The sequence below is a fragment of the Burkholderia sp. CpTa8-5 genome (genome assembly GCF_017815045.1).
Lineage (GTDB): Bacteria > Pseudomonadota > Gammaproteobacteria > Burkholderiales > Burkholderiaceae > Burkholderia > Burkholderia sola.
Map to the genome: position 1 here is coordinate 323,647 of NZ_JAGIQD010000001.1, position 11,369 is coordinate 335,015.

The 11,369-nt window shown below is 66.9% G+C and carries 13 protein-coding genes; 7 read left to right on the forward strand and 6 right to left on the reverse strand.

Going from position 1 to position 11,369, the window contains the following annotated elements; genetic code table 11:
• The first annotated feature begins 3 nt into the window (after nt 1-3).
• Entirely contained in the window at nt 4-954 is a 951-nt protein-coding gene (locus tag J8I35_RS01480) for an ABC transporter substrate-binding protein (protein WP_050015356.1), read from the forward strand.
• Between the two features lie 107 nt (nt 955-1,061).
• Here J8I35_RS01480 and J8I35_RS01485 read toward each other — a convergent pair whose 3' ends face one another.
• The 6 genes from J8I35_RS01485 to J8I35_RS01510 form a co-directional block, all read right to left on the reverse strand.
• Nucleotides 1,062-1,601: an AidA/PixA family protein gene (locus tag J8I35_RS01485; protein WP_209924271.1), complete on the reverse strand. Its 540-nt coding sequence runs from the start codon at nt 1,599-1,601 to the stop codon at nt 1,062-1,064.
• Nucleotides 1,602-1,670: 69 nt separating this feature from the next.
• Nucleotides 1,671-2,174, reverse strand: coding sequence for an inclusion body family protein (locus J8I35_RS01490; protein ID WP_023475068.1), 504 nt, complete (start codon nt 2,172-2,174; stop codon nt 1,671-1,673).
• 294 nt (nt 2,175-2,468) lie between these two features.
• Complete coding sequence (locus tag J8I35_RS01495; RefSeq protein ID WP_209924272.1) at nt 2,469-2,852, reverse strand: GtrA family protein; 384 nt, start codon at nt 2,850-2,852, stop codon at nt 2,469-2,471.
• A 12-nt stretch (nt 2,853-2,864) separates the two neighbouring features.
• On the reverse strand, nt 2,865-3,908 hold the full coding sequence (locus J8I35_RS01500) for a glycosyltransferase family 2 protein (protein WP_124555462.1): 1,044 nt from the start codon (nt 3,906-3,908) through the stop codon (nt 2,865-2,867).
• Between the two features lie 24 nt (nt 3,909-3,932).
• Complete coding sequence (locus J8I35_RS01505) at nt 3,933-5,312, reverse strand: glycosyltransferase family 87 protein (protein ID WP_124637521.1); 1,380 nt, start codon at nt 5,310-5,312, stop codon at nt 3,933-3,935.
• Nucleotides 5,309-6,547, reverse strand: a complete 1,239-nt coding sequence (locus J8I35_RS01510) for a glycosyltransferase family 87 protein (protein WP_050015347.1) — start codon at nt 6,545-6,547, stop codon at nt 5,309-5,311. The genes J8I35_RS01505 and J8I35_RS01510 overlap by 4 nt, the downstream gene beginning before the upstream one ends.
• 1,049 nt (nt 6,548-7,596) lie before the next feature.
• Between J8I35_RS01510 and J8I35_RS01515 the strand changes: the two genes are divergently transcribed.
• From J8I35_RS01515 to cpaB, 6 genes are all read left to right on the forward strand, one after another.
• Nucleotides 7,597-7,788 (forward strand): Flp family type IVb pilin, encoded by a 192-nt coding sequence (locus J8I35_RS01515; protein WP_069619945.1) that lies wholly within the window; start codon nt 7,597-7,599, stop codon nt 7,786-7,788.
• 148 nt (nt 7,789-7,936) lie between these two features.
• A complete protein-coding gene (locus tag J8I35_RS01520; RefSeq protein ID WP_050015343.1) occupies nt 7,937-8,128 on the forward strand; it encodes a Flp family type IVb pilin in 192 nt (63 codons plus the stop codon).
• Nucleotides 8,129-8,211: 83 nt separating this feature from the next.
• Nucleotides 8,212-8,418, forward strand: a complete 207-nt coding sequence (locus J8I35_RS01525; protein ID WP_209924490.1) for a Flp family type IVb pilin — start codon at nt 8,212-8,214, stop codon at nt 8,416-8,418.
• Nucleotides 8,419-8,446: 28 nt separating this feature from the next.
• Nucleotides 8,447-8,986, forward strand: a complete 540-nt coding sequence (locus J8I35_RS01530; protein WP_124637523.1) for a prepilin peptidase — start codon at nt 8,447-8,449, stop codon at nt 8,984-8,986.
• A gap of 43 nt (nt 8,987-9,029) precedes the next feature.
• The gene (locus J8I35_RS01535; RefSeq protein WP_050015337.1) at nt 9,030-10,430 is read left to right on the forward strand and encodes an ATP-binding protein; all 1,401 of its coding nucleotides are present in this window, start codon (nt 9,030-9,032) and stop codon (nt 10,428-10,430) included.
• A gap of 35 nt (nt 10,431-10,465) precedes the next feature.
• Nucleotides 10,466-11,305 (forward strand): Flp pilus assembly protein CpaB, encoded by an 840-nt coding sequence (gene cpaB, locus J8I35_RS01540; protein ID WP_209924273.1) that lies wholly within the window; start codon nt 10,466-10,468, stop codon nt 11,303-11,305.
• Nucleotides 11,306-11,369: the final 64 nt, after the last annotated feature.

An 11,369-nucleotide genomic window follows, 5' to 3' on the forward strand; every position in this document is an offset into this window, starting at 1 on the left:
GAAATGAGAAGAACCGCCTTTCCCGTTGGGCGCATCGCCCGCGTGCTGGCCGTCGCGCTGATCGCCGCGAGCGCCGGAAGCGCCGTCACCGCGCGCGCTGCATCGTTCGACCTGAGCCCCGAGCAGCCGGCCCGGCAGCGCGGCGCCGTGAACCCGGCGGTCGAGCAGGCGCTGCCGGCCGGCTTCCGGTTTGCCGAAGCGAACACGCTGACGATCGGCATCGCGCCGAACCTGCCGCCGCTCAGCACCTATGCGACCGACGCGCGCACGGTGGTCGGCTTCGATCCCGATCTCGCGCAGCTGATCGCGGACAGCGTCGGCCGCAAGCTGAAAATCGTGCCGCTCGCATGGGCCGACTGGCCGCTCGCGCTGCAGTCCGGCAAGGTCGACGCGGTGATCTCGAACGTGACGGTGACCGAGCAGCGCAAGGAGAAGTTCGACTTCTCGACCTACCGGAAGGACCAGCTCGGCTTCTACGTGAAGACCAACAGCAAGCTTGCCGCGATCCGCGAGCCGAAGGACGTCGCCGGGCTGCGCGTCGTGACCGATTCGGGCACGAACCAGGAAAAGATCCTGCTCGAATGGAACCGGCAGAACGTCGCGCGCGGCCTCGCGCCGATCGAGATCCAGTATTACGCGGATGCGGCCGAGCGTTGGGTCGCGCTGCAGTCGGGCCGCGTCGACACGATCTTCAGCGTGAATTCGATGCTCGCGTACCAGGCGTCGCTGCGCGGCGATGCGAAACTGATCGGCACCGTCAGCGGCGGCTGGCCGCGCACCGCCGATATCGCGATCACGACCCGCAAGGGCAGCGGCCTCGCCGATCCGCTGACGCTCGCGATCAATGCGCTGATCGCGAACGGCAGCTACCGGAAGGCGCTCGATCACTGGCGGCTGGACGCCGAAGCGATCGACCGGTCGCAGACCAATCCGCCGGGGCTGCCGCGCACCTGAGTACCGCACGCGGCGGGGCGCACGTGAGCGTCGTCGTAGTCGTCCTCCGCCCCGGCCGCGTTGAAATCGCCAGTCGGCGGCTGCTTGAAATAGCCGTCGCGATCCGGTTACGGCTTGGCGCCGGGCGGTTTCGCGTCCGGCTGGCTGGCGGCGATCTCGATCGTCGTTTCCCAGCGGAAATAGCCCGACACGGCGCCGTCGCGATCGAGCACCGCGAAATCGGCCGTGCACGAGGTGGCGCCCGCGGCCAGCACCTCGCTGCGCCAGAAATGGTCTTTCATCGGCCGGCACGACGGATGCAGCAGATCGTCGCCGTCCGGCACCGGCACGGCGGCGTCGCGGATTTCCGCTTCGATCGGCGCGACGATGCCGGCGTCCTTCAACGCGAACCGGACGAACAGCACGGTCGCCTCCGCACGCAGCGCGAGCGCGGTTTCGCGCAGATGAAGCTGGTCGCCCGGCAACAGGCCGGCGAAGAGCCGGTTGTCGTTGCGGCCGACCTGCCCGGCGTCGCCGGGGCTCAACACGTAGATGTGCCGGCCGTCGATCGCGGTCGGCGCGTCGGCGTCCCGGCTCGCATCGGGATAGGCCGACAGCAGCGTGACGGCGTCGACGATCGCCAGCACATCGCAACGAACACCAGACATGAGCACGCCCTCCGCAACATGTGAGCGGCACGGACGGCCGTCGTGCGCCGCCCGCGTGCCGCGATCAGATCAGTTATGGATCGAGATGAACGGATCCCACGAGAAGCAGCCCTGGCTCTGGCAATTGCGATCGATGATCTGGAACTGGAAGTGGTAGGTCACGCGGCCGACCTTCAGGCATTCGGAAGACCAGTAGTAGTTCGCGACCTTCTGGCACGTCGGCACTTCCGGTTTGCTCGTGTTCGGCACCGGGATCGATGCTTCCGCGACGCGCGGCGTCGGCGTCGAGATCAGGTCGTTGCCGACGTTGCCGATGAACTTGTAGAACACCACCTGGTTTTCGAAGCCGAGCGACAGGCTCGTTTCGCGCCAGCGGATCAGGTCGCCGACCTGCGCCTTCAGGTCGAGCTCGCCGCCCGCCTGCCCGGAGATGACGTTGTCCTGATTCGTCACCATATACACGTAATGCCAGTCGATCAGCGTCGGCGCAGCCGGATTCTTGCTGGGATTCGGATATTTTTTGAGAATGGTTTCGGTATCGAACGAGACGAGCACATCGGTAACGCGTGACATAGAAGCTCCCGTTTCAAGTAATGGAACTTATCGTTGCGCGAATTGCTTCGTGCGGCCGCCATCGCGTTGTGCTGCAAGGGTTTTCGCCGGGTTCGACGCATGCAGAAGCGACGGCGAATGCAGATTATCCCGTTTGGTTAATCGTGGTAGCTGTAAAAGTAAACAGGTCCGAAAATGATTTATCGGGTTAATTTTGAAATCGGAATCAATCGAATCGATGCGTGACATAAATATCACGACATTGAATCTGTTAATTGATTGACCGATTATTGGCGGGAGCGGGAAGCGGGCCGCTTACCGGTACGTCCAGAGCCGGTGCAGCACGAACGTCGTCGGCGGGATCAGCAGCGCGATCGCGACGACGCCCATCGCGCGCGATGCACCCAACGCCTCGGCGGCGCGCGCGAGCAGCATCGTTTCGGCGAACCCGACGAGCGTGACCGCGAGAAAGCGCGTCGCGTTGCGGGTGCGCACCGTCGACGAGAAGCTCCACAGCGTATTCGCCAGATACGAGAACCCGGTCGCGCAGAGGAACGCGACCGCATTCGCGGTCACCGGCGTCGCATCGAGCAGCGCGAACAGGGCGGCCGCGACCAGCGAATGGATCGCGGTCGAGCCGAGCCCGGACACGCCGAAGCGCACAAGCCGCGTGCGCTCGGCCTGCAGCAGCGCGATCATGGCGCCTGCGCGTCAGCGCGCGCCGATGCGCGCCCGGACCGGCTGCGCGCGCCGGCGTGCGGGCTGGCGGCGTGCGTCGCGCGCGACCGGCAGTTCGATCACCTTGCCGTGCGTCTGGTAGCGGCGGCGGATCAGGTACACGGGCCGTTGCTTCGATTCGTCGTAGATCCGCCCGACGTATTCGCCGACGACGCCGATCCCGATCAGCTCGATGCCGCCGATGAACAGCGTGACCGAGATCAGCGACGCGTAGCCGAGCACCGGATTGCCGAACAGCAGCGTGCGCAGGATGATGAACGTGCCGTACACGAATGCGAGCGCCGCGATGCCGATGCCGATGTAGGTCCAGCTGCGCAGCGGCACGGTGCTGAAGCTGGTGATGCCTTCCAGTGCGAAATTCCACAGCTTCCACCCGGAGAATTTCGAGTGCCCGGCGCTGCGCGGATCGCGCTGGTATTCGACGATCACGGTCTTGTAGCCGACCCACGCGAACAGGCCCTTCATGAAGCGGTGCCGCTCGGGCAGGTTGCGCAGCGCGTTCACGACCTTGCGATCCATCAACCGGAAATCGCCGACGTTCTCCGGCAGCTTCACGTCCGACAGCAGGTTGTGCACGCGATAGTAGATCGCGGCGGCGGTGCGCTTGGCGAACGAATCGCATGCGCGGTTGCTGCGCTTGGCCGCGACGACCTCCGCGCCGTCGCGCCAGTGCTCGATCAGCACCGGAATCAGGCTCGGCGGGTCCTGCAGGTCGGCGTCGAGCGGGATCACCGCATCGCCGGCGGCTTCGTCGAGGCCGGCCGTCAGCGCGGCCTCCTTGCCGAAATTGCGGGTGAGATCGATGACGCGCACGCGCCGCTCGGCGGCGCCGATCCGGACCAGACGTTCCAGCGTGTCGTCGCGGCTGCCGTCGTTCACGCAGACGATCTCGAAGCGGATCGCATCGATCGCGCTCATCAGCGGAATCACGACGTCGAAGAAGCGCTCGACGGCTTCGCCTTCGTTGTAGAACGGCACGACCAGCGAGACGAGCGGCGTGTAGATGGATTCCCGCATGATGATTCCCCTTGTGATGTCGTTTTACCGGTGGGCGCCGAGCGTCAGGCGGCCGGTGCGGCGCATGCCGTGCGCCGGGCGGTGGTGCGGTCGGACCGGGTGCGCGAATTCGGTCTCGGTCGAGATGTCGCGCGCGTCGGGCATCGACGGCACGTCGCGTCTTTCCTGGGCGATCCGGCCGACGAGCAGCGCGAGCGACGCGAGCGTCACGAGCGGCATGAACTGGAACGACAGATGCGGGACGATCGCGAGGCTCGCGAGCGGCATCGGCCACAGCAGCATCAGCCATTCGCGATCGAAGCGCCGCCAGCCGTGCGTCCACGCATAGCGTGCGTACCACGCGATCACGATGCCGTACCACGTCAGGTCGTAGTCGTACAGATAGGGGCTGACGAGCAGGCATGCGCATGCGAGGGTCGCGGCGCGCAGCGCGTACGAACACGCGCCGCGCCACGCATAGACGACCGCAATCGCCGCGCCCGCCGCCGACAGCAATTGAAGGCCGCGCGCGACGAGCGCGGGCCAGCCGGCCATCGTCGCCAGCGCGAACATGGTCGGCATGCGCGCGAGCTTCGCGTGGCCGGTGCCGACGATCGTATAGACGTGGGCGATCAACTGGATGAACGCGATCCATGGGCCGACGCCGAACGCGAGCGTCGCGAGCAGCGCGCCGACGGCGATCGTCGCGGCCCATGCGCCCAGCGCGCGCCATTGGCCGGCACACAGCAGCGCGAGCGGGAACAGCACCGCGAGCTGCGGCTTCATCGTCAGCAACCCGAAACAGATGCCGGCGCAGACGGGGCGGCGGTTCAGCGCGAGCAGGCCGAACGCGGCGAGCGTCGCGGTGAAGAGGCTCGTCTGCCCGACGATCACCGTGAGGAACGCGCCGGGGAACGCAAGCGCGCACAGCCACGCGGCGTCGCGCTGCACGGTCGCGCGCATCGCCGCGGCGAACAGCGCATACGTGATCGCGAGCCACAGCACGAGCGCCAGCGTGTACGGCAGCCAGCCGAGCGGCAGCACGAGCAGCAGCATCGTCGGCGGATAGAGCCACGGCAGCGTGCCGTCCGCGAGGGTCATCGTCGGGATGGCGAGTTGTTGCACCGCGAACAGCGTGGAGTAATGCCACGCGTCGGCGCCACGTCCGTGCGCGGCGAGCCATGCGGCGCTCCAGACCGGCGAGAAATCCTGCGACAGCGGCTCCAGCGCGCCGTCGTGCGACAAGTGCACGCGGATCAGGTAGATGACGATGAACAGCAGCTCCGTCAACAGCACGCCGGCGGCATAGAGCCGTACGCGATCGCGGTTGAGCCAGTGCGGATGGCGGCGCGGGCCGGCGATCGGGAGTTCCGGATGCAGGTCGGCGGCCGAGTGCGCGTGGCGGGCGAACGATGGCGTTTTCATCGTGCGCTCCGCGAGGCAAGCGCCGTGCGGCGCACCACCACGAACAGCACCGCGAGCAGCACGACCGGCCCGATCTGCGGCAGCTTCATCAGCCGGTTCAGCATTTCGAAGATGGGCAGCAGCCACGCCAGCACGAGGATGCCCTGGTCGCCGGGCAGCCAGCCTTCGTCGAGACCGTGCGCGATCAGGCAGAAGACCGCGATGCCGAGCCACGTCAGTTCGTAGTTCCACAGGTACGGCGTCGTCAGCAGCGTGGCGACCGCCAGCACCGCGCCGCGCAGTCGCATGTCGCGCGTGCGGCGCCATACGTCGACGGCCGCGGCGAGTGCGACGAGCGCGACCGCCGCCTGCGCGGCCAGCGCGGCCGCCACCGGCGCGCCCGCCAGCCGCAGCGCGGCGAACGGCGTCGGCGACGCGAGCCAGTACGACGCGAGCATGAAGTGCTGCTCGCGCACCGTCGACATCGCATGACTCAACCCGTGCAGCGCGGCGGGGCCGGCCAGTGCGACGCCGGCGGCCGCGAACAGCGTCGCGCTGAGCCCGGCCGCCGCGAAGGTGCGCCATGCGCGCGTCGCGATCAGCACGAACGGGAACACGACCGCGAGTTGCGGCTTGATCGCGAGCAGCCCGATCAGCACGCCCGCCACGACCGGACGCTTGCCGAGCAGATGCAGCGCGAGCGCGGCGAGGCCGGCGGTCAGGATGCTGTTCTGGCCGAACAGCGCGGACATGCACACGGCCGAATACGCGACGACGACGAGCGCCGCGGCGCGCGGCACGGGAAGATGCGCGCGCAGCCCCGACAACCGCGAGACGGCGAACGCGTAGCATAAAAGACTGCCCGCGAAAAAGAGGAAGTAAGCGGGCAGGAAAGGCACGAGGGCAACCGGAGCGATGAACAGCAGCATCGTCGGCGGATAGAGCCAGGGAAGCGGCCGGTTTTGCAGATACGCACCGAAGTGCGCGAACTCGGCCTGCAGGAATGACGACGTGTCGTAGGCCGCCGCGGCGTGGCCTTGCAACACGAGATGCGATGCGGTCCAGAAGACAGAGAAGTCGGTGCCGGGGCGGGCGGTGGCGTTCGACGTGAAGCCGTCGGTCACGACACCCCAGACGATCAGCAGCGCAACGAAGAGCGCCAGCATGATGCAGCTGTACGGAATGATCCGGTCGGCCGTCAGCCATTGAGCACAGCGTATTGCGCGATCGCGCGTTCCACGATTGGCTGTGTACATGATGCCCCGTCTGTGGTGTGGCCGCGTGGTCTGTCGCGGCCGTTCGATGTTGTCGTGCCTGCGGATCGATCGCTCTGAAATGGCGTTGTCCGTGAATTCATTGTTGAAGAAAAAAACGCGTGATGCAAACCAGGCACGGCCGGACGGCATTGAATGTGTTCAGCGATTCGGGCGAAAACCGCCATTTCTGGTATGAGAAAACGCCGCCGCCGGAATTTGTGTTTCTGGCCTGAAACATTCCGTGATTTTTACCGACCGGGCATGCCGCCGAACCCTCCACGCGGGAGCGGCTCGCCGCGTTCGGGAAAATCCCGAGAAAATTTTTGGGGCCCTTTGTGCAGCGCGGCGACGGGCTACCGGGCCGCCGGCAAGCGCCCGACCCGCATATATCAAAGTTGAAACATTTCGGCAGCCGAGCGTTCGCCGGGCTGGCGTGCGGATCGCCGGAACCCTTGGTACGCCTCGATTCCGCCCGGGATGGTCCGCTCTTTGCGTAAGCGTTGGCACGGCAGTCGACGACGTGGCGAGCGGGCGGTTCAGGCAACAGGCAGCGGAACCGGCTCGCGAATCGCCTGCGGCAAGGATGGTCCGGAGCGCGTCGGGGAACACGCAGCTCCAGCGCCATCAACCGCGGAAACCGTCGTCGAACGACCCACCAGACCTGGCAGCTTCCGGGCAATAAGAAATCGGCATGGCAGTACATGGGGAATAAAAATGAACGACCACAGCACATCGCGGATCGCAAGCCGCGTTAAAGACACATTGCAGCTTTGCCGGGAGTTCCTCTCCCGTTCAACCGGATTCCATGCGTCGAACGGCCGTCGTGCCGTTCCGGTCGCTCGACCTGCCCGATTCATCCGGCCGGTCGGACCGTACACGCGTCTCTCATGCTCCGTCTCGCCGATACCCGTTCGTACGAACCGCGGTAGTCCGCCCCGTTTCCGCGACTGATCGTCGGCTTCCGATTTCTAGCGTAGTGCCGGTGGTGCCCACCCCCGACGTCCTGACCGACGAAGGGTATTTCATAGCAGTCCGAAAGGAGAGTGCTCATGTCAAGAATCATCGAAAAGGTTGCGTGGTTCGTCCAGGATCAGGACGGCGTGACGGCCATTGAATACGGCCTGATCGCCGCGCTGATCGCAATCGGCATCGTCGCCGCGCTGGCGACGGTCGGTACGGATCTGAAGACCGTGTTCAGCACGATCGCCGCGGATCTGGACTCGGCGGTAGCAGGCCTCTGATGGACGGTACGACGAACGGTTTGTCCGATCGTTCGAATCGTTCGTCGGCGCCACACGGCATCAACGACATTCCTCGACGTATCGATGCACGGTCGTCCGACCAGCCGGTGCGCGAGGGTTTTGCAAGTCACCACGCAAGGAGAACACCATGTCCAAGTTCATTCAACAAGCCGGCCGTTTCATTCGCGACGAAGACGGCGTGACCGCCATCGAATACGGCCTGATCGCCGCGCTGATCGCCATCGGCATCATCGCCGCGCTGTCGACCATCGGGAAGGACCTCAAGACCGTGTTCAGCACGATCGCGGCCGACCTCGATTCGGCGGTTGCAGGCATCTGATGCACCGCGCCGCGGGCGGCTCGGCTGGTGCAGCATTCGAGCCGTCCGCGGCCATCCCGATCAACCGGAAACCGGAGACCATCATGCAAGCCTTCGCGCGTGTCGCCCTTCGCTGGATCGCCGACGAACGGGGTGTGACGTCGATCGAATATGCATTGCTCGCGTCGATGTTCGCCGTCGCGGTACTGGGCAGCGTCGTCACGCTGAAGGGCTCGCTCGTCGATACGTACGAGATGATCGCCGCGGCCGTGAGCGCCGCCTTGACCACCGCGTTGTCCATGGTTTCCTGATCCACCGATTCGATACGCGAGGTTCGCCATGTTTCCCGTTGCGCCGCCTTACCCGGTTCCGTTGTGCGTGACGCTGCTCGCGATCGCCGCGGCCAGTACGGACATCGCCAGCCGTCGCATTCCGAACCGCCTCGTGTTGCTCGGCCTGGCCGGCGCGCTGGTTGCGCAGTGCCTGCTGCACGGCGTGCTGGCCGGCGCGCTCGGATGGCTCGCCGGAGCCGCGACCGGCTTCGGCCTGCTGCTGCCGTTCTACCTGTTGCGCGGCATGGCGGCGGGCGACGTGAAGCTGATGCTCGCGATCGGCGCATGGGTCGGCGCGGAAATGACGTTTTACATCGTGCTGGCCACGTTCGTGGCCGGCGGGATCGGCGCCATCGCCTACGCGCTGCTGCGCGGGCGGATGCGCCAGATGTGGGCGAACGTGCGCACGCTGATCGTGCGGCGCTCGCGAGCGGCGCGCGCCGAGGCCGACGACGGCCCCGTCGAGATCGCGTCGGTCGGCACGCTGCCGTACGGCGTGGCGATCGCGGTCGGCACGCTGGGCATGCTGTTCGCGTCGTGCGCATAGCGCGGCGGATCCGCAACGAGGACGCAACGAGGACGGAGCGACCATGAACACGAACCACACCGAACCGAGACGCGACGCGCAGGTGGCACGCCTGCCCGATCCGCCGCCGTCGCGGGAGATCCATACGAAGCTGGGCGCGCAGCTGCCCGCGGCGCCGCGCACGCTCGCGGAAACCGGCCTGAGCACGACGTTCGTCGCCGGCCTCGTGCTGAAGTCGACGCTGATGCTCGGCCGCCCGTCGTACGGCGACCTGGTCGAGCGGCACTGCCTGCCGCTCGCGGTGCTCGACGACGTCTTTGCGTTCCTGGTGCGCGAGCATCTCGTCGAGCTGACCCATCGCGGCGCGACCGATCTCGACGTCACGTTTCGCCTGACCGACGCGGGCCGCGTGCTCGCGCTCGAGGAACGGGAACGCAGCGGCTACAGCGGTCCCGCGCCGGTCACGCTCGACGCGTATCTCGCGAACGTGGCCGCGCATTCGGTGCGCAAGCTGCACATCGGCCAGAGCGACGTGTGGGCGGCGTTCGAAGGCGTCGTGATCGACACGTCGATCCTCGACTCCGCCGCTGCCGCGCTGAACGCCGGCCGGCCGCTGCTGATCTACGGCCCGGCCGGCAGCGGCAAGACCTTCCTCGCCGAACGGCTCGGCACGCTGATGCATGGTCGCGTACCGATCCCGTACGCGATCTGCGCGGCCGGCGAAGTGATCCAGGTCTACGACCCGCTCCTGCATGTCGACGCAGCGTCGCAGGCCCGCGGCCAGTCGGTCGACCGTCGCTGGCGCCTGTGCGAACGGCCGGTCGTGATGTCCGGCGGCGAACTGACGCTCGGCGAGCTCGATCTTCGCCGCGACGAAGCGGCCGGCTTCTATCAGGCGCCGCCGCACATGAAGGCGAACATGGGCATGTACGTCGTCGACGATCTCGGCCGCCAGCGCGTCGAGCCGCGCGACCTGCTCAACCGCTGGCTACGTCCGCTCGATCGCGGCGTCGATTTCATGACGCTCGAATCCGGCAACCGCTTCGTGATGCCGTTCGACGTATGGCCGGTGTTCTCGAGCAACCTGGCGCCGGAGCAGTTCTGCGACGACGCGTTCATGCGCCGCCTCGGCTCGAAGCTGCACGTCGGCGCGATGTCGATCGATCACTACCGCGCGGTGTACGACGCGGCCTGCACGTCGCTCGGGCTCGTATCGGCGAGCGATGCGTTCGACTTCCTGCTGCACCGGCTGCATTTTCCGACCGGCAAGGCGTTTCTTGCCTGTTTCCCCGTGGATCTGCTGCGCCTGGTGGCCGCCGGTGCGCGGTATCGCGGCGATCCGCCCGAAGTGACGCACGACGCGCTTTACGACGCGTGGGCGAGCTATTTCGGCTCGGCGCCCGAACGTGACGACGGTCGTCCGCCGCCCGTCGAGCGCGGAGGCCGCACGTTCATCACCGGTTGAGCCGTTTCTTTCACGATTCGTCGAGGAGCATTGCCATGAAAAACAGTCGAGCGCTCATGATGCTGGTCGTCGCGATGATCGCGGGTCTCGCCGCGGTCGTGTTCGCGTCCCGCTGGCTGGTACAGACATCCACGAGCTCGGTCACGTCCGTCGCGGTGGCCACCACCGACCTGAACCTGGGCGAGCCGCTCGGGCCGAACCAGATCCACATGGTGAGCTGGCCGTCGGGCAGCGTGCCGACCGGCGCGTTCACCGATACGAAGGCGCTCGAAGGGCGCGTCGTGCGCACCAGCCTCGCGCGCGGCGAGCCGGTGATCGAGTCGAAGCTCGCGCCGGTCGGCACGAAGGGCGGGCTGTCCGCGGTGATCGCCGACGGCAGCCGCGCGATCACGGTGCGCGTGAACGACGTGGTCGGCGTCGCGGGCTTCGCGCTGCCGGGCAACTACGTCGACGTGATCGTCAACACGCAGGAACAGCAGGGCAAGACCGACGGGCAGAGCATCTCGAAGATCGTGCTCGAGCACATCCTCGTGCTCGCCGTCGCGCAGCAGGTCAGCCGCGACGACACGGCGCCGAAGGTGGTCAACGCGGTGACGCTCGAAGTCACGCCCGACCAGGCCGAACGGCTCGACCTCGCGCGCAGCGTCGGCACGCTGTCGCTCGTGCTGCGCAACCAGGTCGACCAGAAGACGCTGACCACCGGCGGCGCGACCAAGCTGACGCTGCTCGGCAAGGAGCCCGCACCGGCAGCGGCGCCGGCGCCCGTCCAGGTGCGGCCGGTCCGTGTGCACGTCGCGTCGCATGCGGCGCCGGAAGTGCGGCGCGACTGCGTCGGCGTGCTGACGGGCGTGAAGGGCAGCGTCGAGTGTTTCTGAAGCCAAACCAACCAGCCAGATAAACAAACCGGCCGCCGGCAACGCGGCGGCCTTGGAAGTCGAT